This is a genomic window from Streptococcus sp. HMSC10A01 (assembly GCF_001807785.1).
Taxonomy (GTDB): domain Bacteria; phylum Bacillota; class Bacilli; order Lactobacillales; family Streptococcaceae; genus Streptococcus; species Streptococcus gordonii.
Genome location: NZ_KV790983.1, coordinates 562,616 through 586,974 on the forward strand (window position 1 = coordinate 562,616; position 24,359 = coordinate 586,974).

Genomic DNA, 24,359 nt, shown 5'->3' on the forward strand with positions numbered 1-24,359 from the left:
TCTTTCTATTGAAAACTTTGATAGTTGACCTTAATGTCCACCAGGTCCGCCTCCCTGATTACCTCCTGGGGCACCACCTCCGCCAGGGCCATCAGCTGTGATTTCAGATCGAGTTTCACCATTGACTGTAATGGTTCCACCAGTGTATGTAGCTGTTCCGTCAAAGTCAAAGGCAGAGACTGTAGAAGTAATGTCTAGATTCCCTCCTGTCATAATGATATCACCATTAGAGTCAAGAGCATCAGTGTCACCTTGTCCCACTTCTACCTTGATGTCACCTCCCGTAATCTTGATAAAGATCTCTGCTCCAGTTACCTTACTAGAAGCATTGATACCATCATCAGAGGCAGAAAGATCTAATTTCCCTCCATTAATAGTCACATTGGTTCCTTCGAGTGCTTCAACACTTGACTCAACTGTAATCGTACCGCCGTCAATCACTGCTGCATTAGAAGCGTGCATTCCGTCGTCACCAGCATTAATGGTAATCGTACCGGACTGGATATAAAGATTTCCAAGTGTCGTATCTTCATCATTGTCAGCGTGAAGAGCATCTTCGGTTGCCGTCAGATTCAAGGTCGCATCCTTGATATTCAACGCGTCATTGGCAGAAAGAGCATTTTTATAGCCTTTGACTGTATAGGTTCCGCCAGTAATACGCAAATCATCATTCGACTCGACTGCATTGCCATAATTTCCTTCAATCGTCAAACTACCAGAACCATTGAAAGTCAGGTCATCCTTACTGTATATGGCTGCATCATAGTCTGTATTGGTGTGGTTGGCAGAGTCGGCAATACTATTCTTACTTCCTTCCGCAAGGGTGATAAAGGTCTTATCCGCACTTTCAACAACAATCGCTGCGTCAGTCCCTTTCATGGTCACACCATTCAAGACGATTTGGACCTTGTCTTGGTCTCCTGCTTTCACCACGATTTGGACATTTTCGCTACTTCCAGACAGGACATAGGTACCAGCAGCTGTGATTGTTACAGTTGACCCAGATACTTTCGCACCGTCTCCAGACACCTTAGCTGTTGAGCCACTTAGACTTACCTTTGTAGCACTAGATTCGTCATATGAGGCGTCTTGGTCCCGATCAGTGAAATAACTCGTTGAAGCTGTTGAGGCTTTGCTTGAGGACGTTTTACTAGTGGTTGAACTAGTAGTTGTGCTAGTGCTAGCAGCGCTGGACTTACTAATCAAGCTACAGGCTCCCAAGCTGGCTGTCAACAGAACCAGTGGGACCATCAGCTTTACTTTTCGAAATATTGTTTTTTTACTTGTTTTCATGATAGGCCTCTTTCTATTTCTTTTATAATTCATTTTCTTTTGTGATGAATCGACTGATAGCAATCTCTAGATTTCCATTGCGGGTCCGCAGAGCATCCATCAACTCTTTCTCTGTCATTTTGCCATTGAGCTGGATGATATACTTGAGTTTAAACAGGCTACCCATGTCTGATGTTTTCACTGAGGCCAATTCCAGATGATTGGTTGCTTTGTCAAAGATATCATCAAATATAGACTCATAATCTAAACTTTCAGGGATGACGATGGTCAGCTGGCGGATAGAGTGTTTCATTTGTCCAAAGTTGATGGTTTCAAGAAGGACAATCGCTACAGACATGATTAGGGTAAAGGCTCCTGCAAAGACCAGGTAGCCCATACCAATCGCAATCCCGATCGTCATAGCTAGGAATATAGATACCAACTCCTTGGCACCACCTGGAGCCGAACGGAAGCGAATCAAACTGAAGGCCCCCATGACGGCAACCCCAGCACCCAGACTACCATTTACCAAGAAGATGACAACGGCAATCAAGGCCGGCAATAGGGCTAGGCTCATAACAAAGGACTTGCTGTAGACCGTTTTATACTGGTAGACCTTAGCCACGACCAAACCCAAGACTAAGGCAATTCCAATGGCTTCTAGCATGGTCAATGGCTTTACAGCCGTACTGGTAAAAACGTCATTAAATAATTGATTTAGCATGGTTTACAACTCCTTTGTAGTCTGTGGTTTTTTATAGGCTACGCCATATTTAGAGAAGGATTTTGGAAAGACCTGATGATGGTCCAAAATCTCACTCAGCCAGAGTGGATAAGCTCCTGGAACCTTGATTTCCATGATGACATAGCCTTCTGGTAAGAGCTTGTCCCCATGCTTGCCATCTAATAAACTTAAATCCTCTGATCGATAAGTCAAATCATAGTCAATGGTAATCCGAACATTTGGATCTTCTATCCCCTTCATGGAATAACGATTATAGTAGATATACATCATGGGCTGAACCTTTTGATAACGAGCCATGAGCCAGTCAATCTCCTCGCGGATCTGTGAATCATCTGTCTGACCTCGATTACCCGCTAGATAGGACTCCGCCGCCAGCAAGTCTGTTGAAATCCGGCGCTTATAGACGATTTTTCGCACTTTCTTTTTGATTTCCAAGAAAACCTGGCTGTCTTCTGATGGTGTTTCATCGTAAGTCCGTACCCGCAATTTTTCTTTAAAATAAGGTTTTTCTAGAGATTCACGAATCATTTGGAAGGTAGGAGTATCGTAGTAAAGATTGCTGATGGTTGAATATGCATGGTCGTCTTCTACCATGTGTTCCTCAAACTCCGTCAGCAAATTTGCTAGAACCTCCTTTGAAATAACGTATTTTGTTTCAAATCGCTGGAATTTATCTTTAAATGTTTTTTTAGCCATAGGACATCTCCCTTTCTCGCTGCTTGATTATTTACTTGGTTATTTTAAGTAGCAAAGCTTAAAAGAAATCTAAAAAAAACTTAAAGAAAACAAAACATCTCCCTTTTCAGGAGATGTTGCTTAGATAAAAAGGAAAAGAAAGATAGATCTCTCTTTTCCTCTTAAGATTCCGTCAAAAGACTAGACTCTTTCTTTGTTATCTGTTTGATAGACCAAGACTCCAGCAACCATAAATAGCACTAAGACTATCATCAGGAAGCCGACTTGTCCCCCAATCTGTCCCCCCATAGAAATAGTTTGACGAAGACCAGATACCGAGTAACTCATCGGTAGCCAAGGATTGATGGCTTGGAAGATCTTATTGGTCAGCTCAAGCGGATAGGTCCCTGCACTAGAAGCCAGCTGCAAGAGCAAGAGAATCAGAGAAGCAAAGGCTCCGAGTTTGCTATCCCATGTTACTAAGGCCGTCACAAGAGCCATGAAGGTCATGCTGGTTAAGATAATCAAACCAAGAGTTGCCAATTCATGGTTGGCAGATAATCCTATCAAATGGACAGCAGCGTAAACCAACACCCCAGCTACAACTGAAATTACACCATTTACTTCTAGGCGTGCTTTGAACCATTCCCATTTGGTCTTTGGTTCTTTTCCTGAAGGAAGTGTGCTAAAGATGATATTGGTTGAAATAGCAGCTACAAAGAGGGCTACAGAAATCATATAAGGAGCCATCCCTATTCCGTTTTTCTCAACCTTATCTCGGTCTGTCTTGTGAAGGCTGAGTGGATCTGCTAGGATCTTGGCATTATCCTCCTTAGTTGTGACTGTTGATAGCTTATCACCTGCTTCTGTCAGACCACTAGCCAAGCTCTCGCTCCCACTGGTTAAGGATGATAGTTTATTCGTCAACAGACTGCTACCATCGACCAGTTTTCCTGATCCATTAGCCAATTGGCTTGCACCATCTACTAATTTCCCGAAATTAGCTGTCAGTTCAGGTGATTTAGAGGCCAATTGGCTTGCTCCAGCTGATAGAGTTGCTGAGTTTGTTAGTAAGCTAGAATTATTAGCCGCTAAACCACTAGCTCCTTCCGAAAGTTTATTGACAGCATTTGTATAATCCGTCACTCCTTGAGCTAATTGACCGGCGCCACTTGATAATTTTTCATTTAAGCTATCTACACCAGAAGCAATTTGACCGGCTCCTCCACTAGCTGTTTCAAGCCCAGCGCTAACCGTTGACAAGCCACCATAGAGACCATTGATCATGTTGGCTGCTTGTGGCAATACCTGATTAGAGACAGCCCCCAGCTGAGCCAACTGTGTTTGGCTGGCAGTCTTTCCTGCTTCCAGACTGGTCTTCATGGTCATCACTTCTGATAAAATGGTCTGAGCAGATTGATCACTACCCGCTTGGCTACCACTAACCGCCGCATCAATCTCCGCCTTGGCCTCTTCAGAAAGACTCTGATATGCACTTGTTCCTTGGACATTGGCTAGGGCAGCTATTTTAACAGCTTGATTGTCATTGATGATGTTTTGAGCAGACGCTGCTATATTCGTCAAGGATGCCTCAATATTTTCTGTTGAAGCTGAAGTTCCTGAGAGAGACGCCTGAATGCTTGCATTTAACTGGTTCAGAGCAGCTGTCAAATTGCTGACATTTTCCTGATTGCTAGTAAGACTCATATCTACCGATTCCTTCAGAGCAGTTAAACCAGTATTGAGCTTGGACGCTCCGCTAGCCAAAGCTTGGACACCAGCACTTGATTGAGTGAGTTGTTGGACACCTCCTACTAGATCAGCTGAACGATCCGATAGCTGATTGGCACCCGATGCAATAGTGGCTACCCCATTTGCATAAGTTGTTAACCCTTCTGAGAAGCGATTCAGTCCTGCTGATACTTGTGCAACGGCTCCTGTATAGGTTTCTAAACCTGAGTTTAATTGAACTGCTCCATCTGCCAAACTGCTTGTGGCCTGATTCAGAGTTTTTAAGTTATCCGTAATGGTCTGGCTACCCGCACCCAACTGCTGGCTACCCGAAGCTAATTGCTGGGCTCCATCTGAGGCCTTATTCATTCCCGTCTTTAGCTCTCCCATATTTTTAAATAAAGCACTTGTATAAGTATTGGTCACGTTTTGCGCTACCGTCTGCTTTAAAGAAGTCATGGCTGAGTCACTCATCTTACCAGCAATGAAACTCCGACCACTCGAGATCTGATAGTCGATTTTCATTTGCTTAGGTTCGCCACTTAGGACACTGGCCGCCCGCTCTGACAAATCACTCGGCAGAGTGACCACCATATAGTAGTTACCCTTCTTCAAGCCATTTTGGGCATCCTCTTTACTAACAAAGTGGAAGTCCAGATTTTTATTCTCCTTGAGGCTGGAAACAAGGTCATCACCAATCGCTAGGGTCTTCCCTGAACTTGTCACAGCCTTATCCTGATTAACAACTGCCACTGGCAAGTTCTCTACCTGTCCGTAAGGATCCCACATAGAGCTTAAGAAAATTACATTGTACAAGGCTGGAATCAGAGAAACACCTAACATTACAATGATAAAGCTTGGTTTTTTTAAAATAGCTTTCCACTCTTTTAACATATTTACCTCCAAAAAATTATACATACTGTCTAAATTTTGATATACTAGATTATACACCAATCCAAAATTATTACAAGCTAAAGAATTCGAAAATTAGACAGACTGTACAAATTTGTTCGAAAGGATGAAAAAATGGAAAGTAATAAAAGAAAGAAAACCAAGATGACCATTGAACAAGCTATGGTCCAACTACTGAAAGAAAAAAGCTTTGAATATATTTCAACTGTTGAGCTTGCCAAAACTGCAGGTATCAGCCGGAGCAGTTTTTATACTCATTATAAGGATAAGTACGACTTGATCGAACGTTATCAGCAAGGGCTCTTTCAAAAACTTGAAACGATTTTTGAGGAATACTACAATGACCGACAGCAAGCCATCTTAAAGGTCCTCGACTTCCTGGAAAGCGAACCTCTTTTCTCAGCCCTCCTGTCGGAAAATGGAACAAAGGAAATCCAAACCTTTTTAAGACACAAGTTTCAAATGATGCTTCACCAAGAGTTGCAAGAACGCTTCAACAATAAGGAATTCAGTCAGATTGAAAAAGAATACAATTCCGTATATCTGACCAACGCCTTGTTTGGTGTCGTGCAAATGTGGATTGCAAGAGGAAAAAAAGAAAGCCCGCAACAAATGACGGACTTCCTTCTTAAAATGCTAGGATAAGGAATTTCTTATTCGGCCAAAGACAGACTAAAGATCTCCATGTTTCTGATGTTCATCCATGCTTTCATCGCACTCAATAGTGGCTCGAACGATGCCAAAAGACTTGACCAGCTGGTGAACTGCCTGTCTGGTCTCTTGGCTTTTCTCGGTTTCTTTTAGACAAATATGAATCATGGCGTATTTGTCAATACCGTCCGTCGTCCAAACGTTGAGTTGAGCAACAGCTTGAACATTGTCTAGACTCCCCAGTTCTTGATAGAGCTGACCCAGATCAATATCGCTTGGAACATGGTCCAGAAAGATCTTGATATTATCCCAAAACTTAGGAAGGGCCTGACTGAGGATAAAGACAGCAATCAAAAGAGATAGCAAGGGATCTAGGAAATACCAATCCGTAAATCGTAAGACGATAGACACTAAAATAACCGCTAGCCAACCCAGAATATCCTCTAGAAAATGCAGACTGAGAATAGACTCATTGTGACTATGGCCGTGGCTGACCACCTTGCTGGCTGCCAAGTTAACCAAAATAGCCACAATTCCTAGGACCAGCATCCCGTTATAATCGACAGGTTCTGGGGCGAAGATCTTGGGAACATTTTCCCAGAGGACCAAGAGCGAACCTGTAATCAAAATAATGGAAGTCAGAATGGCTCCCAGCAAACTGTAACGCTTGTAGCCCAATGTATAACGGCTGTCTTCTTTTTTATTGGAAATCTTTTCTAAAAGCGTTGACAGGCCAATTGCCAATGCATCCCCTGTATCATGGACGGCGTCAGCCAAGACAGCACTGGAATTGAAGGCCAAACCGAAAAAAACTTCAATAATGGCGAAGGACGAATTCAAAAGAAAAGCAATCATCATTTTTTGACTTGATTTCATGGCAACCCCCTGTTACATCTGACATTTTTATAGTATAATGTATTCAAAAGCAAACACTTTGTTCGATTCTATTATCCATCTTTTTAGAAAAGGAAACAAGAAGCAAATCACTAGCTTTGTCAGATAAGAGACAAAAGACTGATTTTGTTCGGAAATACTATGGACAGACGAGTAAAAAAATCACGCGCAGCCATTTACCAAGCCTTTCTCAGCCTCTTGCATCGTAAGAGCTATGAAGCCATCACTGTTCAAGAAATTATCGACCTGGCCGATGTGGGACGGTCGACTTTTTATGCTCATTTTGAGACCAAAGAAGCCCTGCTAGAGGAGCTCTGTCAAGAGCTATTCCAGCACACCTTTCTTGAGCGTCCTGATGGAAAGGACCTATTTGAAGCGACTGCCCATATTTTCTATCATTTTCGGAAAAATCAGGATCGTATCGCTACACTGCTTTTAGCAAAAAACACCTACTTTATCAATCGTCTGAAAATTGAGCTGGAACATTACCTCTTCCCTCTAATTCAGGAAAAAGGCTTGATGAACAAGGCCCGTCTGCCACAAGATTTTTTGAAAAATCACGTAACAGCTACCTTTGTTGAAACTGTATCCTGGTGGCTGCAACAAAGAAATCCCATCGATGAGGCCACCATCAGCCAATATTTTTTAGACTTGATGAAGTAAAAACTTTGTATTAAACACTTAGAAAACTATCGTTTGAGGAGAATTTTATGAAAAAACATTCTGCATTTTTTGTCCCAGGCATTATCATGGTTGGGCTTGTATTACGGACACCTTTTGCCGTTTTGCCGATTGTCCTATCGGATATCGCTGATGGCCTCCACGTTTCACTCAGCTCACTCGGGCTCTTGACCAGTTTACCTCTAGTCATGTTTGCCCTTTGTTCCTCTTTCTCCCCTCGCTTGGCACAAAAATTTGGGCTTGAAAAACTCTTTACAATGGTCCTAATCATCTTGACAATCGGATCTCTTATCCGGATCATTAATCTCCCCTTCCTTTATGTAGGAACTATTATCCTAGGGGCAGCCATTGCTTTACTAAATGTTCTGCTGCCTAGCATCATTCAAGCCAATCAGCCCGAACGCATCGGTCTTTTAACGACCTTTTACATCTCCGCTATGAGCCTATCGATTACAGTAGCTTCTGCTCTGGTTGTTCCTATCGTTAGTGCCACCTCTTGGCAAGGGTTGATTTTGGCCTTAACTGCCATTTGTCTCTTGGCACTCCTGGTATGGCTCCCTAATACTAAACACAATCACTTCCTAGCAAGAAAAGGCAAAAATCATCCAATCGGCGCCCTGCTGAAAAATAAAAAGGTCTTAGCCCTCATCGTATTTTGTGGCTTGCAGTCCCTACTCTTTTACACAGCAGTGACCTGGTTACCAACTTTGGCCTTGCAAGCTGGTCTATCAAAAGATGCAACGGGTATCCTCGCTTCGATCTTCTCTTTGATTAGCCTGCCATTTTCTATGACAATTCCAAGTCTCACAGCTCGTTTATCTGCTCGTGGACGCCTCATCATGATATCTTGCGTTGCAGCTTCTGGACTCATTGGTGTCTCTATGTTGCTAATTCCGACCAGCAATTTCTTTTACTGGTTGATCCTCAATCTCCTTCTTGGAGCTGCAGTCAGCGCCCTATTCCCTTACCTTATGGTAACCTTCTCTCTTAAGACCAGCACTCCTGAACAAACAGCTCAATTATCTGGTTTGGCTCAAACAGGTGGTTATATCCTTGCAGCATTAGGACCTAGCCTTTTCGGTTTCAGCTTTGACCTCTTCCAATCTTGGACACCTGCCATTATCGGTCTTTTGATTCTAACGTTGATTATGACTGCTTCTCTTTTCTATATTGAGAAATTCGATAAGATTTTGTAACATCTAAAACCGCTTAGTTAACCTAGGCGGTTTTACAATTTGTAGACTAAGTTACCAGCCAACACTTATCTCTCAACGCTCCAAACAACTCTTTTGCACCCTGATAAATATTTATATCTGTTACAAAAACATTACATAGACAAACAAAGAGCAAACAAACCAAACCCTTGATAGCGATGTCTTTTCTCTGTTTTTCCTATGTATTTTATGTAACGAAACTATTAAGCGGGTATGATAATTCAATGTCATATCCATTTTTTTATTGCGTCAAAAGCTTGAATCATATACTATGTAAGTAGAAGGAGGGATATGATGAAAAAATCAACAATTTATTTATCTCTAATTACACTAGTTTCACTCTTCTTTTTGGCTGCCTGCGGAAATTCTGCAGACAAGGATACAAAAGAAAGCTCAAGCTCAAGCGTATCTTCTTCATCTAAGGCCAGCTCTTCAAGCAAAGAAGAAAGCTCAGCATCCTCTGAAAGCGGCAAAGCTAAAGTTAAGGTTAACGGAGGCCAAAACGGTGGCAGCGTTAACGTAGAAACTGATGACGCTAAAGTAGAAGCTGACGGCGATGGCTCAGCTACTGTTGAAGCTGGCAATGAAAATGCTAATAGCAATGGAAATGTTAACGTAAACGAAGACGGCGTTCATGTACAAGGTGGCGGTGTCGATGTTAAAGTTGGAAGCGACGGAACAGTTAACGTCCAAACTCCATAATCATAAAGCTATTTCGAACATTATAATATCAAAAAAGCCAAGCACTGCTTGGTTTTTTTGATTGTTCATTTTATACTCCGAGCCAAAATACTTACAAAGCATTAAAAAAACTTGAAAACACTTAATCTCTGTGCTATACTCTTTTTAGACAAACAGGGAGGGACTAGTATGTACCAAGAACAACGCTTGGCTGAAATCTTAGAGCTCTTGGCTGAGAAAAAACAGCTATCAGCCAAGGATATGATTGAGCATTTTCAGGTTTCTAAAGATACCATTCGAAGAGATTTTTCGATTTTGAGCGAGCGTAAGCTTGTGCAGCGCACTCACGGAGGTATTATCCCCCTGGACACTAACCGGCAAATCCCTTCCTTTAACGACCGTCTCAAACAGCTGAGCCAAGAAAAAAAGGCTATAGCTCGAAAAGCGCACGACTTTCTCAAGCCGGGGCAGATTGCTTTCTTTGATGTCTCAACCATCGTTCTCCATCTGGCACAGCGCATCAAGGAGCCTGTGACAATCTATTCCCACTCGCTGGATAATGCAATCATGCTGAGTAGTCAGGACAAAGTGGACTTTCACCTCTTAGGTGGCAAATTTTATCCCAAAAACCGCTTCTACTACGCGCTCAATGAAGCAGAGCTGCTAGAGCAAGTTTCCTTTGACATTGCCTTTATCGGGGCAGCTAGTGTCTCTGATGGTCTGGTTAGCTTTGAAGACGAGGCTGATGCTCACCTGAAAAGACTGGCTTTGAAACACGCCAAAACTAAGATTCTGCTGGCTGAGCAAGACAAGTGGCAGAAAGAGTCCAAGTACATCCTGGGTCCTGTCAGCGACTTTGACTACTGGATCACGGACCAAGAGCCCAGCCCTGAAGTCCAAGAAAAGCTAGGAGACAAGGTTAAAATAATTTATTAAATCGATCCATTAGACACATAGGAGGACGCCCCATGACAAAACAAGCGATTCGCCTGATTATCAGCGACATTGACGGTACCATTTTAGACAACCAGCACCAAGTAGATCCTGACCTCAAAGACATCATTCCCCTGCTAAACCAAGAACAAATCCCTTTCGTACTGGCTTCTGCCCGCTCACCTCTGGGTATGGAGCCCATTGCCCGTGAGCTGGGGCTGGGAGATAATCCGCTGGCCTGCTACAACGGTGCTCTGGTCATCAAGGGTGACCCGCAAGCTTACGAGACCATTATCGAGCACCCTCTAGACAAGAAAGAGATCCGCACTTTTCTGGAACTAGTCAAAGCTGAATTTCCTAGTGTGTCCATCAATCTCTACTCTGGCAAGGATTGGATTGCTGATCGTCTGGATAAGTGGGTGCAGATAGAGGCAGCTATTACAGGTGAGCAACCAGTGATTCAGAATATTCTTCTGCCAGTGCTGGATGTGCTAATCCCTATCCATAAGCTACTTCTTATCGATGAAGCGCCTGTCATCCAGAAACTCCATGACTACCTACAGACCTTAGACTTCTCCAAGACAGCCTTCTATCTCTCTAAGGACAACTACATGGAAGTCACGGCCAAGCATGTCTCCAAGGAGCAAGCCTTACACGAAATTGCCCAGCACTACCAAGTGCCACTAGAAGAGGTCATGACAATCGGAGACAACTTCAATGACCTTCCTATGCTCCGCCTGGCTGGACTTGGCGTCGCTATGGGCAATGCCCCTGAAACAGTCAAAACTGAGGCCAATGCCGTCACTAAAAGCAACAATGAGCACGGAGTCGCAGAAGCCATCAAAGAATATGTCCTCGGATGAGTTTGCGAAATGGCTCAGATACCCCAACCTTAAAAATCAGCAAAATAATTTGAATTAAGGATTTAGTTCTACATTGGCTAGGACTAAGTCCTTTTAGCTTGTTTTTTGTTTTAGATTTAGTATATCACCTAAAACTTTCTTTATGATACTATATGAAAAATAGGTGCTAGATAGAGACTGAGATATGGTAGGTAAAAGAAAACCACCTGAATTGATGTTCAGGTGGAATAGCAACTTCAAATAGAAATAGGCCTGAACAAAAAGCCCCAGGCATACTATTTCTTCGATAGACTATCTTTTTCCATTGTATGCATCTCGTGAAGAATGGCTGACTGCACAGCCAATAAGCGCTAGAGAAGAATCGCTCAGCCTAAGAGAAATCATTCCTGTATCCTATTACGATATGAAAGATAAAATAGGATAAAAATATAACGATTACTTGCTCTTTTTCAATTGATTATAATAATCATTCGAGCGAATTTTATTCTTTTCTGCAATATTTTTATCTTCCATTGGGATAGATTCCAATCCATTATTTGCAGAAATTAATTTTGCCATTTTTGAATCAGCTTTCTCAAATTCTGCTGCTACAGAATTTAAATAGTTATTAAGATTCTCTACCGTAGTATGAATATCTGCTGAAGCCTCATCCAATAAGGTATTGCAGTCTGCAAATAATTCTGTAGACTCATCATCAACCCACTCTGAAGCATCATTTTGACCTCCTGACGCTACTGCCGCATCTAAGCGAACTGATGTTTCGTAAATTTGATCTGTATTAATCTGTCTCTTTTTTCCCATTTGCTTTTATCCTTTCCTGTGCTTTTTTAGCTTCCGCTTTGGACCAATCAATGAATTCTTGGTAATTATTTAAAGGAGTTTCTTCGTTCGTTTCATAATCCTTTGCGACTATATCTAGCTTATCCTGACCAACTGGCGCAAACCAATGGCGAAGATCTTCATAGTAATCTGCAGGAGAAACCAAGCCTCTTCGATACAGAATTTTTGTAACTCTATTTTTCTTTAAACGCTTGACCAAGTCAGGAAACTCATGGCTAAAGTTAATATCCTGCCCAATCTTGTTCTCCTTTTTATCATTAATATAACCTAAATTGTTTGAAGCTGAAAATCCATTAAAATATAGAATATCATCGAGATTGGTTCTGGATAGGGAAGGGAAACTATTTTGTGCGAGAATCACCTCTTCCATCGCTTCACTAAGCTCTGTCAATTTCCCATTTTCCAGATTTAGCACTAAGCCTTTTGTTTCTTCCAAATTTTTTCTTTTTGATACATAAATCCGTACATAATCTTTACCCTCAAAATAGAAACTAAAACCAACTTCTTGGATGGCCCCATTATCTCTCAAGCCGTAATCTGAATCGTATTCTTCTACGGCCTTTTTGAGGTCTATGCGCTTTTCAACGAAATTTTTTTTACGTAAATCATAAGTGATAATATCAAATTTTTTGAGTTTACCGGATGGTAAAGTATTCTTTTTTGCATAAAAGTGCTCATAAGTTATAAATGTTGAGACTACGTAGTTCCGACTAATTCTTAAATTATTAGAATGCCACTTTGAAGTATTAGGACTAACTAAGACATAGCGCCCATCTTTTGTTAGAGTAATATCTTTCAGCGAAGAATCAAATACAAGCGTTTCCTTTCTGGACTCTTCCTTTGGCTTGGAAGGAGAAAAGAATTGTTTTTTTAGATAAACAAAGCTACAGAAAGCTACTAATAAGACAGCTATCACTAAAATAAATTGTTTTCTTTTATTCATTTATTGTCCTCCTGAACCAACTAAACGATCAAACAGCTGATTATGTTGGATTCGGATATCCTCTCCTGTACGGTACTTTATTTTATCATTAGTTTTACCCTTTAAATTTAATTCCTGATACTCATTCCAATATTCTTTCGAAGGAATAATCTGTTCATCTTGAATTTGACTAAACGCATTTAAAAGCTCAGACGGCTTAGGTGTAATAATGTTCTCTCCTTTAATAAAGTTTGTCACTGTACTATTATAAATTTTGGCGTCTTTCATCTTTTCATCAAAGGCTTTTAAACTGTCTAGTGCTTGTTTCTTATTACCCGTTTCAGCCAAAGCCTGTTGATAAACGATGTTTCGCAAGCCATTTTCTTGATAGTCTGCATAAGATAGAGCAGACTGCAAATCAAAAGCTGAAGAAAAACGTGTCGAGATTACCTTTTGGTTTCCTTCAAGTCCAGTTGACACACTTCCTCCTCCAACGTCGTTAAACGAATTAAATGCTTTTTGTTCGGAATTTTTCTTATCTTCGTCAATTTGTTCTAAAGCAGAATGATAGGTAGCAAATGCCTTGACAAGACCTGCACCAGAACGAACTGGAGCTTGATATTTTTTAGGTAATAAACCAGTAGAAGCAGCTGCAGCATCTCTAGCATTAGAAGGGCCATCAGAGTTTGCAGCGGTATCTAACACTACCCCTATAGCTTGAGTAACCGCTACAGTCTCAGGTCCACCTAAGTATCCACCTGTCTTTATTACATCACTAACAAATTTCAGATTGGCTTTTAGACGTTTCTCTTCTATTTTCTCCAATTCGGCAGCCATTTTACGTCCTTCACCTTCTCCATAAGTATCAAAGACCCCTACAGTAACTGTTTCACGCTTATCAGGAAATGTTCTCCATTCTGTTTGGCTTTTCTTAATTTCATCAAAAGTGATATTTCCATTCCCCATTTTTAGATTATCAATGGAACTTTTTTCTTCATAAGTCCCCCCATGCGGCATCTTATGAGGAACATGTCCCATCTTTCTGACATAGATTGCCGAATACAGATTTGTCAAAGCATTCGCTTTTTCAACATCCTTTTGTATTTTTCTTAATTCAGGCGTCATTTTTTCCTGAGTCGCTATAAAATCATCTATCCGTTTTTGATAAGAGGCATCTGATTCGTTCTCCTTTCTTTTAGGAAAACCAGGCATCTTACTTACACCAACAGCTGTTAATGATATGCCAAATCGATCTCCTGCTTCCATTAATTTATCCATATAACTTTGAACATCTTCTACTGAATTATTTTTCAATAAAGTATTTACGAAAGCTTTTATATCATTTATTTTTGTCAGATAATTATTTTATATAAAATTAAAGTAGAAACACCCCAATGTGACTGGGGTATTTGATTAACCAGGTAGGTTACTTGCTGCTTCCTTTTCTCCATCAGTTGCTGGTGCTGGTGAATTTGGATCAGAGTAATTTGGATTTCCATACGATGTAACAACTCTACCTTTTGAGATTAATTCAGATATAGAAGCATCGGCATGGTGAAACGATGTCGCAACCTGATTCAAATAGTTATTTAAACTACTTACGACTCGTGCAACATTTTCTACTGTAGATTTAATAGCGTCCGTCCCAGATGTAATTAATTCTCCTGATTCATCCTCTACTGCAGACGCACCATCTGTAATCTTATCGCCAAGATCCTTTGCAGCAACCTGAATATTATGAATATGCTCCGCATCAATACTAATTGTAGAATCCATTCCCATAAGTTTATTCCTTTCATTTAATAATTATACATATTTACTATTCTCGACGAACTACTCTGACACCAACTTGCCATTATAATATTTTTGAATATCTTCGTAACTCGTGATTTTTGTATCCTGCCCTTCAGTACTCCACTTACCCGGCAAGTACAAACCATCATAAGCAGATACTCCAGTTTTCAGGAATTCTGTCTCAAGATTGATGAGTTCCCTACCATTTTTAATAGTCCCATTTTCCTCATTAATTACTTTATAAGCGAAGCTATTCTTTTTAGAAAAAAGATTAAATGCTGATGGATCGGAATGTTTTAAATTGATGTCTCCGTTATAATTTTGTGATTTCCAAAATCCGTTATCAAAAGGCTCAACACCCGATCTGTTTTTTTCATCTGTGAACAACCTGATGTCAATCTGATTTGTCACGTTAAGCTCCTGCTCTGTTTTCTCTGCGTCTATTTTTAGAGTTCTAAGATTTAGTAAAAAGTATCGATATTTTTTCTGTTCGGTTATCGAAAGGACAACATAATCATTGTTACCTATTTTTCTAAGAATTGGCAAGGTCCCATGAAACTCTATCTGATCATTTTTCAAATAATTTACCATTAATTTCCAAACATCTATTTCTTTTTTAGGGGCTTCTTTATTAGTTAAATCAAAGATATCCAAATACGCGAATTCATCTGACTTCATTTCTTTACTAGCAGTCGCTCGTCTTAATTTTTGGCGTTCTCTAACAAGAAAATTTGGATTTACTCTAATCCAATCAGAGGAATTAATAGCTTTCGCCACCTTGTTATTTTCAAAATCCCACTCAACAATAATACCGTTTTTATCATGAATAAATTCAAATTTGTGAATATCCGCATTGAGGTTATAAACACTGAAATATTCATTTCTATCTGAACTGCTAGATTTTTTTTGGTCATCCTCCAAATGTTTTGAACAGCCAAAAAGAAGAAAAATAAAGATAGTTCCTAATAATAATCGAGAAGAGGTAAATATACTATTATTGTTTTTACTATTTGGCACCATACGGCTTCACCTCTTCCATTTGGTATTCTTTATCAAAATAGTCTCCTAAGCCAGACATACCATCTCTTCCGAGATTCTTAACAATAGTAGTGAATTTTTCCAATTGGTCTGCTTTCATATCTTCTAATTTCAAATCTGGTTTTTCGCCTCTCACATAGGCAATGACAGCCGAATAGGTTTGTTTGTCTTTTTCTTCTGTAAATGTCTTATTGATTGCAGCATCTAAATCATTCTCAGTAAGGTTTGTCGCATTATTAATGTAACCCTTTAGACCTGAACTATTTAATTCCTCCACTCTCAGGATTGCATTAAAATCATAGTACTGGCCAACTCTTCCATTTGCTATAGTAGATTTCCCATTTTCTGACAAGTCCCATCCCCCATGGTCCAGAATTTTTTGCATCATGTCATCTTTAGCTTCTGAAGTTTCATTATCAATCCTACTAATAGCAGAATTATATGTGTTTAGAGCTTTGACTCCATCAGATATTCCTGAGCTCAACTTACTCCAATGCCCCCAGTATTTATCAAATTTTGTATCAGGGATATCCTGACCTGTAGTTTTCTTATAGAAACTCTTATAATCATCTCTTGCCGACTTAATTGCAGACGTACCGTTAGACTGAAACTCATTACCTTTAAATCCATCACTCACTGCACCCAAAGTCTTGACGACCGATAAAGCAGTCGAGCCAAACGGAATAAAGGATATTCCTGTTTCAGCAATTGCACTTAGGATACTTTCGCTAAATTTATCGTGCGCTTCCTGCCTTTCTTCCTGAAGTTTCTTCAAACGTTCGCTATATTTTGAAGCTTGCATTCCAAAATCTGAAAACTCTGTAGTTGCTGTATACTCTTTGTGCTCGTTCCAATTATAGTCTTTATCTATCAATTTAAGGTCTTTATCTTTATAATAAGACTGCACGCTATTTACTTTTGACTTATGTTCTCCCTTATCTGTTTTAATTTCAAACTGTCCATTTTTTAATTCAACACTGGCCACCTTTTTATAGCGGTACTGCTCCATTGTTCTTTCACTTTCTATAACTTTAGATACTTTAGAAGTGCCTATTTCTAAAACTTGTAGAGAGTACATCAAACCTGTATTACTATTGATTGCATTCAACTCCGATTGATAGGAATCATACATCATTTGATACTGCTTCATCAGTTCTTCATATTCCTCTAGATCAGGAGTTGGCTTATTCTCATACAGTTGATACATTTGGCTCATTAATATTTGTGCAAGAGCATCCTCTGCCTTTAAAATACCATTTGTGAAAATGCCATTTCGTTCAACTGAGTACTCTCCCAAAGCATTGACAAAGTGTTGCCACATTTTATTATTATTGGTCATTGTCCAGTCATTTTGTTCGCTAGCAATGACCGCGTACATTTGTTCAGAAATTTTATTTGGATCTACTTTCAGCACATCACCAGGTTTGTCACTGATAATAGCTTTCAGTGCCTGAGCATCTTCCTTGGTCCTAGGAACGTCTAAATAGTACATTTGCTCTGCTGTAAGATTTCCGTTTGCAATGGCTCGAAAGATTGTTGAGCTAGGAATCTCTGCCAAATATAATGCATTATTTAATACGTTCTGAAAGTTCGATATATTAGTGGTAGCTGTTGTTAGTTTACTTGTAAAAGTAGAATAAGCATCTTGAACTTCCTTATCTTTCTTAACTCGTTTTGCACCTGCATCAGTTAGATCTGAAGTAGCCGTCTCACAGATTTTACTTGTATCTTCAGCTGAAGTTCCCATAGCCTCAGATGCTTGCTTAAAGGCTTGATTCAATGCTTCAGATACATCAGAAATTTGCTTGACTTGTTCACCTTTAAGTAATTCCTCTAAAGAGCTTGCTCCACTATCACTACTAAAACACTCATCTTGAAAACCCGCATCTTCAATAGTTTCTGCATAAGTAATGACTACGTTACCATAATCTTTGATAGCTGATGGAAGCTGAGCGAACACCTGATCCTGTAGGACATTTAGCTTTTTAAAGTAAGCATTTACTGCCTCACCCTTACTATCACTTCCCGCCTTATCTGTAAAATTACGATACAAAGAATTTGTTTCAACCGTATAGGCATCAGAAAAGTTTTTGATATTTGTTCCATAAGAGCCTAAATCCCAACGACTTTTGATTTTTATATTCGCCATATTCTATACCTCAATCCTTTGCACTTGCAAGATCCAACGTTAGTCCATATAACTGTAAATTCAAGCTACCAGCATTGCTTGACTCTGTTTGAATAGCTGATTCTAAATCACTTAAAACAATATCTTTTTTTTCTTCTAACTTAGTTTTAGCTTGAGTAACTATCCCTTCCTCCTCTGTTGTCATTGTTTCGTAAGGTTTACCAGATAATTGATAGGTCTGCTTTATGTTTTCTGTATCTTGGGGGAGATATTTAAAATCAACCTTTACTCCTTCCACCTGTGCTTTCGCCGCCTGCAGTTTAGCTAACTTTCCATTAACTAATGTTAGTTGTTCACCAACTATCGTTATTTTTTGATTAATTGCTGCTCTATTCATTTTCCCCTCCTAATCTACTAATACCTTAGCTTTTGTTAATTTGCCTTGCTTAATGTAATAATGTTCCTGAAGACCTAATTGGCCTTCTCTAATTGGCTTGTTGACTGCAGTTATAACCGTTTGATCACTATAACGTAACCCCATCAAAACTTGAGAAGATTTTTTCACCTCTTTAGATACATTATCGTAACGAGTCGTAATGCCTAGATCACTAATAATCATGCTACTATAGCCAACACGATAACCTTTTTCTAGAACACTCGCTAGCTTAGATTGACTTGTAACTTCTATACTCTCTATAAAGTGAGAGAAATCGAAGAAGACAATCTTTACAATCTGATTTGTCAATCGTTTATTGAGACGTTCAAACACTTTCAGTGCTAAACCTCCAATCATATTGATAACTTCTTCTTTCTCACTCAGAACTTCAATACCATCTATTGTCGGTAAAAGATTTTGTTCCGGAGCAAAAACAATCAATTTCTGATTTTGTTTTTTAGATGCATAAGAGACTTGTTTAAGTAAATCAATCATATTACTCTCTTTATTAGTTAAATAAAGTAAGTTTGAAAGGCTAGGATCCCAACTTATAGGAAGCACCTCTTCTAAATCAAGTCCTAACGGTATTTTGTCTTGTTTTAATTGTTCTTGTACACTTTCTCGTCTATAGAAATCTTTCTCTGTCAACTCCTCAGGTACCATTGGGATAGCTTGTGGTGTTTCACCTGTCCAGGCTTCTTGGATTCGAGCAACTTCTGTACGTAGGTTGTTGATGACTTGTGCATCACTGATACCTGCGACTGGCAAGGCAAGCTGGACGACATCAACTTCATCCCGTTTCATGAGGATACGTCCCTTGATATCTTCCATGGTCGCCGCAAGCGGTGTGCTCCCTAGAATGGTCCGGACTTCACCAACATCATTTTGCTTAAGAGTCATCTGATGCTTGAAGTTGGCATAGAGCGTAGCTCTCAGGTTGGACTGACGACCAGCTGTCATGATTAGGTGGACACCAATGCTGAGACCTTCGCGAGATATCCGCATCAAGATCTTGAAGAGCTCTGCTTCAAATGGCTCTTCCTTCATCGCTTCATAGCTATCCAAGAGAATGACAATTGTCGGCTCTTCTTGGCCACTAGCCTGACGGTAGAGGTCTATGGTCCCCACACCGTAGTCAGATAAGAGTTTCTTCCTCCGATTGAGCTCTCGCTCCATGATCCGAACAAACTTAGCCACTTTCTCCGTCTGGTCTAAAAGTAGGGTATCTGCTACGTGAGGTAGATGGCTCAAAGGCGCCAGCCCATTCGTACCAAAGTCCATTAAGTAAAGTGTGACATCTTTGGGACTGTACTTTCTAGCCAGATCCATCGCTGTACTTTGCAGGAAGGTCGTCTTCCCTGTCCCTGGACTACCATACAAGAGGATGTTTCCATCCTTAGATAGATTGATCGTAACCGGCTCTTGCTTTTGTGCTTGTGGGATATCTGCCATCCCGATGAGAAGTTCGAGATCACTTGGCTTTTTATTCCATTCCTTATGGAAATCAACCGCTTCAAGCTCATTTAATGTCATGCGCTCTCGGAGCGGTGGTAACCACGGCTGTGGTAGGGGAGCAATCTCTTGGTTCTCTGCCAAGAGCTGGATATTTTCGACGATAGCATCAAGCTCTGTCGGTACTTCCTTGATTTCATCGGCCAGATCCAGTCCAGAGAGGTCTTGATTGAGGACTTCATACTGACCTAGGTCGTTGATACGATAGATTGTGTGATCTTCGATTCCCAGTTCATCCTTGTCCGGCTGGTAATCTGCTCCTGACCAGGCTGATTGGAAGAGTTCATAGACTTCGTTGTTGCCGACTTGCAGGTAAGCACGACCAGCCTGTGTGATTTCTGCTGCATCTGGTGTATGGAGCATTTCCATGGAGTCACTTCGGTCTGCCACCTTGAGAGCTAGCTTGAAGCGGGAGTTGGACCAGATCTGGTCATCCACGACCCCAGATGGTTTTTGAGTGGCAAGGATCAAGTGAACACCGAGGGAACGTCCGACCCGAGCCGTAGAAACCAGCTCTTTCATAAAGTCTGGCTGATTGACCTTAAGCTCCGCAAATTCATCTGAGATAAGGAAAAGGTGGGGCAGAGGTTCTTTGGCTTCACCATTTTTGAATTTTTTCTGGTATTGGTTAATGTGGTTTACTTCATAGCGATTAAAGAGACGCTGTCTGCGTTTTAGCTCCGCATTGATCGAAACCAAGGCCCGCATAGACTGTGCCCCATCTAGGTTGGTAATAGTTCCTAGCAGGTGAGGCAGTTTCTTAAAGAGATGGGCCATTCCCCCACCCTTATAGTCGATGAGCAGAAAAGCCACATCATGTGGGTGGAAATTGACGGCTAGACTCAGGATATAAGACTGGATAGTTTCAGACTTACCAGAACCAGTCGTCCCCGCAATCAAACCGTGCGGTCCATGAGCCTTCTCGTGGAGGTTGAGTTGTACTAGGTCATCCTTGCCTCGAAGGCCGATTGGCACAGCTAAGCTCTTGTAAGGAGCATGGCTCTTCCATCTGTCTAAGACCTTCAAGTCCGCAAAGCTTTCAGCTCCGTACATCTCCATAAAGGTAACTGTATCAGGGATAGAAGACTTGAGATTTTGCAAGTGGTTGAGCGGTGCCAAGGTCCGTGCAATTTGTTCCTTATCATAGCCTTCTGGGAAGTGATCCAAGCGGAAGTTGGTCTCCTTGAGAATCCCTTCCTCCATAACCAACTGTCCGATATTGCGGTCCTTGATATTGATGACGGTTTTGACATTTTCAGATAGGGAGCTCATCACATCTTCGACGAAGAGGAGGGAGCAGCCTAGTTCTGTCGGGTCTTCTGTGAAAAACTCCATGATGACATGATCCAAAATCAACTTTTCATCAGTGATTAAGACCACATAGTGAGGGCTGAAGAGAGTCGTCTCTTGGCGACTTGCCTCATCCCTTTGAGTCTTACGGAGTTTCAAGATCTGATTGAGACTGTTAAGCACTTGGTCACGAGTACGCTGATTGTATACGAAGCCTCGCACATTCATTTCCTGCAGGCTTGCATGTGGTAACCAACGCATCCAATTCCATTGGTCCCGCTCTTCCTCTGGCATGATGGTGATAAACTGCACATCATGATAAGAGTGAAAGACACTCAACTGCATAACCAAGAGCTGGAGCTGTTCAAGGACTAGATTGCGCGGTCCGACATAACCAACTGGCCCATGGCTAAGATTTGCTACAATCGGTAAATCAGGGATTTTTTTATGCTGGGTATAAAGAGCAAAGCCCTCCTCTTCAAGCGCATCTTTCTTCCCACTTCTCTCCTGCTGTCCATAGGTCAACTGATAAGAAGTCGGAACCTGCCCCAAGCCTAGACGATAAGTCAAAAAGTCAAAGTGGAGCGGTGTTTTTTCATAGATACGGTGACTGTAACCTTGAGTTAACTCAGTCAGCTCTTCCACCTTAGGGAAGTGATAGAGCATGCCCTGACGCTGTTTGCGTTCCAAGTCAGTCAGCTCAATAGCCTTGTCTTTTAGATAGAGACGGTAAAGGTCCACGCGCTCTTTCTTGTCTGCCTTGTATTTCTTCCGATTTTTAAAGAAGGTCCTGACAGAAAAGACGATACTAGCTGCAGACATGGCCATAGTCGCCAGGATATAGATCCCCCGAGGCTGGATAAGGGTAATCAGGATTACAACCCCAATCATCAGCAAGGGCGGTACAATGAGCTTAAGCAATTCATCGTTTGGTTTGCCAGGCTCTTTACCTGGAGGATTTATGACCATCTTATCCTCAGATCCACGATAGATAATCCGTGGCGAACGATGATAGTCTGGATAGTCTGGATAAAAGCCGTAGCGAGATGCCCCTCGCAGAGATAGAACCTTGGCTGCTTGGACGGGACCACTCAGCCAGACTTCATCTGGATAGATTTTGATCGTTACAGCACCAAAGCTTAGTTCATCACCAAAAGAAAGCTGCAACTGGTCTTGTTTTTCTAAAATGTTATTTCGATAAAAGGTTCCTTTGAACTTGGTTAAATGCCAGTTTTCTCCGTTTTTCTGCAAGAGCAATTCTAAATCATCAGAGACTTGAAGGCTAGAGCCACTCTGAGCACCGATCCGTAGCTCTTGTTGGTCCAAAAGATCATAAACTGTCGGAGTTTTATCTCTAAGGCAAAAACGGATTTGATTCAGTACCAGTCCATCTGTCAAGAGGCCTGTCTCCTCCCCAAACTGGTAGAAAATCTCGTCTCCATCAGCCTTGAGTCGAATTTCCTCCTCCTGCTGAGGCAGATAGACCTGAGCCTTTTCGCTGGCCCCAAGAAGAAGCTGGCGTCCTTCTGTGGGTTCAACCTCATAACGCAGGCCCTGGGTATAGAAAATTACTTGTTTTGTCATTTTTTACTCCTTGACCTGCTTAGTGACTGCTAGATGCACTGGTTTCAGTTGAACTTGAAGCTTCAGTAGATGAACCCTCCTTTTCACTGGAGTCGCTTGAGCTTGAATCACTTGTCAGTAGTTCGCTCCGACTATCCCAGTACTTCTTGTATTCACCTTCCAGCGAGCTAAGCTTGCTTTCTCGATCCTTACCTGATAGCTTGTCATCTTCTCGTACTTGTTTGATTTCCTGTGCCAAAGCATAAAGGATGAGGTCATTATCATTAATCCGCTTGGCTGTATCCAATGCATCCTCAAAGGTGTTGCGCCCGATTTGGATCCAGTAAATCAGGTAGAGCTCATCTGATTTAAGGCTCACATTATTCAAGATGACCTTCTTTTGATCAGATGAGAATTCTAACCCTTGAATATAAGAGTAAGCCAATTCGTACTTTTGAGTCGTTGGAAGACTAGAAGGTGTAATCCCTTCTAACTCATTGATAACACCACTATAATCGACCTTGATAAAGGCAGTATCCGCCTGCAGAAGCTTTTCTTTAAAAGGATTTTGCAGGAAAATGAGATAAATCAAGGGAATGATCAAAAGAACAACAGCTACTGACAGCCAGATAGATGCCAACTTGAAAACCCGATGCCATCGACTAGACACCTGAATCAGAGTCGCTTTTTCTTCCTTGGTCTTATCTAGATAAGCCTTTTCTAGAACAGCCACTGCAGCGGCCTGGTCTTCTGCTTCACGGAGTTCAACCAAAAAGTCTGGTAAGGTTTCCAACTCCAAAGAACCATTGTAGAGTTCCATAAAGTCCACATCCGCAAACAAGGTCGCAGCAAAACACTTGGCCTGGCGCAAGAAATCCTCAGCAGTCAGTGCCTCCGGTGTCATAATACCTGGAACCGCACGATAGGCAATCTTAGCCTGAGCATCCTTGGTAATCATGAGGTTGCTCGGATGAAGAAGAAAAGTCACTGGTAGCTCCAAAGCAGCTTCAAGAGCAAAGACATTGAGAGCCAAGCGGATTCTTTCTGAGATTGGACGAGATTTAACCTCTTCATAGCTGAGACTATGTGGCTCTAGCTGGTAGGTAAAAGTTAAGCCATCTTCATCCGCATCCATGGTCTGCTCCAAAAAGAGCGGATGGTGTAAATCCAAAATCAGTAACTCTCGTAAGTCTTGCGTAGCCACATCTGAACGGCGTAAACTTAATTTCCATTCCTTGTCACTTTTCTCATAGGTAAAGGTTTGTTCTCCGTATACAAATTTTTCCTCAGTCACCTGATGCCTCCTCTATCTCTACTAAATCTCCTGTTGTAATTGGATAATCTGATAGGTACTTGCCCTCATCAAGTAGCAAGCCTTTATTAATAATTCTTAACTGGTATTTTGGCCTTTTTACTTCTGGCCCAAAAATGCTATCTATTTCTCGAATCAGCCGACGTACTTCAATTCGTCGAGGAATTCGAATATCGACATCCCTATCTGATAGGCGTAGGGTTATATTGATATGTTGCTTCATTCTCTCAATTCTCCTAATTTACAATTTCATATCTGGTCATGAATTTTAC

At 41.1% G+C, this 24,359-nt stretch carries 21 protein-coding genes; 6 read left to right on the forward strand and 15 right to left on the reverse strand.

The genetic code is table 11. From position 1 onward, the window contains the following. Positions 1 to 30 precede the first annotated feature (30 nt). The 4 genes from HMPREF3108_RS09750 to HMPREF3108_RS09765 all read right to left on the reverse strand — a co-directional run bounded on the left by HMPREF3108_RS09750 (position 31) and on the right by HMPREF3108_RS09765 (position 5,317). A complete protein-coding gene (locus tag HMPREF3108_RS09750) occupies positions 31 to 1,293 on the reverse strand; it encodes a carbohydrate-binding domain-containing protein (RefSeq protein WP_048779203.1) in 1,263 nt (420 codons plus the stop codon). A 22-nt stretch (positions 1,294 to 1,315) separates the two neighbouring features. Continuing rightward, entirely contained in the window at positions 1,316 to 1,996 is a 681-nt protein-coding gene (locus tag HMPREF3108_RS09755; RefSeq protein WP_048779206.1) for a DUF4956 domain-containing protein, read from the reverse strand. Between the two features lie 3 nt (positions 1,997 to 1,999). Next, complete coding sequence (locus HMPREF3108_RS09760) at positions 2,000 to 2,713, reverse strand: polyphosphate polymerase domain-containing protein (protein WP_141639679.1); 714 nt, start codon at positions 2,711 to 2,713, stop codon at positions 2,000 to 2,002. A 180-nt stretch (positions 2,714 to 2,893) separates the two neighbouring features. After that, positions 2,894 to 5,317, reverse strand: a complete 2,424-nt coding sequence (locus HMPREF3108_RS09765) for a YhgE/Pip domain-containing protein (RefSeq protein WP_070494410.1) — start codon at positions 5,315 to 5,317, stop codon at positions 2,894 to 2,896. 132 nt (positions 5,318 to 5,449) lie between these two features. Here HMPREF3108_RS09765 and HMPREF3108_RS09770 point away from each other — a divergent pair, with 132 nt between their 5' ends. Further along, positions 5,450 to 5,980 carry a TetR/AcrR family transcriptional regulator gene (locus HMPREF3108_RS09770; RefSeq protein WP_045772633.1) on the forward strand — a complete coding sequence of 177 codons (531 nt, stop codon included), beginning with the start codon at positions 5,450 to 5,452 and terminating at the stop codon, positions 5,978 to 5,980. A 27-nt stretch (positions 5,981 to 6,007) separates the two neighbouring features. On the opposite strand, the gene HMPREF3108_RS09775 is transcribed toward HMPREF3108_RS09770, so the two are convergent. Then, entirely contained in the window at positions 6,008 to 6,862 is an 855-nt protein-coding gene (locus tag HMPREF3108_RS09775; protein WP_048779212.1) for a cation diffusion facilitator family transporter, read from the reverse strand. A 159-nt stretch (positions 6,863 to 7,021) separates the two neighbouring features. On the opposite strand from HMPREF3108_RS09775, the gene HMPREF3108_RS09780 reads away from it, so the two are divergent. The 5 genes from HMPREF3108_RS09780 to HMPREF3108_RS09800 all read left to right on the forward strand — a co-directional run bounded on the left by HMPREF3108_RS09780 (position 7,022) and on the right by HMPREF3108_RS09800 (position 11,252). Continuing rightward, entirely contained in the window at positions 7,022 to 7,543 is a 522-nt protein-coding gene (locus HMPREF3108_RS09780; protein WP_011999637.1) for a TetR/AcrR family transcriptional regulator, read from the forward strand. 47 nt (positions 7,544 to 7,590) lie between these two features. Then, the gene (locus tag HMPREF3108_RS09785) at positions 7,591 to 8,757 is read left to right on the forward strand and encodes an MFS transporter (protein WP_048779214.1); all 1,167 of its coding nucleotides are present in this window, start codon (positions 7,591 to 7,593) and stop codon (positions 8,755 to 8,757) included. A gap of 309 nt (positions 8,758 to 9,066) precedes the next feature. Continuing rightward, positions 9,067 to 9,477, forward strand: a complete 411-nt coding sequence (locus tag HMPREF3108_RS09790) for a hypothetical protein (protein WP_045505106.1) — start codon at positions 9,067 to 9,069, stop codon at positions 9,475 to 9,477. A 168-nt stretch (positions 9,478 to 9,645) separates the two neighbouring features. Further along, positions 9,646 to 10,392 (forward strand): DeoR/GlpR family DNA-binding transcription regulator, encoded by a 747-nt coding sequence (locus HMPREF3108_RS09795; protein ID WP_045505104.1) that lies wholly within the window; start codon positions 9,646 to 9,648, stop codon positions 10,390 to 10,392. 32 nt (positions 10,393 to 10,424) lie between these two features. Then, a complete protein-coding gene (locus HMPREF3108_RS09800) occupies positions 10,425 to 11,252 on the forward strand; it encodes a Cof-type HAD-IIB family hydrolase (RefSeq protein ID WP_048779218.1) in 828 nt (275 codons plus the stop codon). Positions 11,253 to 11,687: 435 nt separating this feature from the next. On the opposite strand, the gene HMPREF3108_RS09805 is transcribed toward HMPREF3108_RS09800, so the two are convergent. The 10 genes from HMPREF3108_RS09805 to HMPREF3108_RS09850 all read right to left on the reverse strand — a co-directional run bounded on the left by HMPREF3108_RS09805 (position 11,688) and on the right by HMPREF3108_RS09850 (position 24,310). Further along, entirely contained in the window at positions 11,688 to 12,053 is a 366-nt protein-coding gene (locus HMPREF3108_RS09805) for a hypothetical protein (RefSeq protein WP_045505100.1), read from the reverse strand. Beyond that, complete coding sequence (locus tag HMPREF3108_RS09810) at positions 12,031 to 13,035, reverse strand: hypothetical protein (RefSeq protein WP_070494413.1); 1,005 nt, start codon at positions 13,033 to 13,035, stop codon at positions 12,031 to 12,033. Before HMPREF3108_RS09810 ends, HMPREF3108_RS09805 begins: the two co-directional genes overlap by 23 nt. Continuing rightward, positions 13,036 to 14,292, reverse strand: coding sequence for a hypothetical protein (locus tag HMPREF3108_RS09815; RefSeq protein ID WP_070494415.1), 1,257 nt, complete (start codon positions 14,290 to 14,292; stop codon positions 13,036 to 13,038). A 135-nt stretch (positions 14,293 to 14,427) separates the two neighbouring features. After that, positions 14,428 to 14,790 carry a hypothetical protein gene (locus tag HMPREF3108_RS09820; RefSeq protein WP_256262238.1) on the reverse strand — a complete coding sequence of 121 codons (363 nt, stop codon included), beginning with the start codon at positions 14,788 to 14,790 and terminating at the stop codon, positions 14,428 to 14,430. A 57-nt stretch (positions 14,791 to 14,847) separates the two neighbouring features. After that, positions 14,848 to 15,828, reverse strand: coding sequence for a hypothetical protein (locus HMPREF3108_RS09825; protein ID WP_070494419.1), 981 nt, complete (start codon positions 15,826 to 15,828; stop codon positions 14,848 to 14,850). After that, a complete protein-coding gene (locus HMPREF3108_RS09830; protein ID WP_070494421.1) occupies positions 15,815 to 17,995 on the reverse strand; it encodes a hypothetical protein in 2,181 nt (726 codons plus the stop codon). The genes HMPREF3108_RS09825 and HMPREF3108_RS09830 overlap by 14 nt, the downstream gene beginning before the upstream one ends. A gap of 10 nt (positions 17,996 to 18,005) precedes the next feature. Beyond that, entirely contained in the window at positions 18,006 to 18,371 is a 366-nt protein-coding gene (locus HMPREF3108_RS09835; RefSeq protein WP_061584768.1) for a hypothetical protein, read from the reverse strand. A gap of 9 nt (positions 18,372 to 18,380) precedes the next feature. Further along, entirely contained in the window at positions 18,381 to 22,796 is a 4,416-nt protein-coding gene (essC, locus tag HMPREF3108_RS09840; RefSeq protein WP_070494423.1) for a type VII secretion protein EssC, read from the reverse strand. Between the two features lie 19 nt (positions 22,797 to 22,815). Continuing rightward, positions 22,816 to 24,069 carry a type VII secretion protein EssB gene (gene essB / locus HMPREF3108_RS09845; RefSeq protein ID WP_070494425.1) on the reverse strand — a complete coding sequence of 418 codons (1,254 nt, stop codon included), beginning with the start codon at positions 24,067 to 24,069 and terminating at the stop codon, positions 22,816 to 22,818. After that, a complete protein-coding gene (locus HMPREF3108_RS09850; protein ID WP_011999611.1) occupies positions 24,062 to 24,310 on the reverse strand; it encodes an EsaB/YukD family protein in 249 nt (82 codons plus the stop codon). Before HMPREF3108_RS09850 ends, essB begins: the two co-directional genes overlap by 8 nt. Between the last annotated feature and the right edge of the window lie 49 nt (positions 24,311 to 24,359).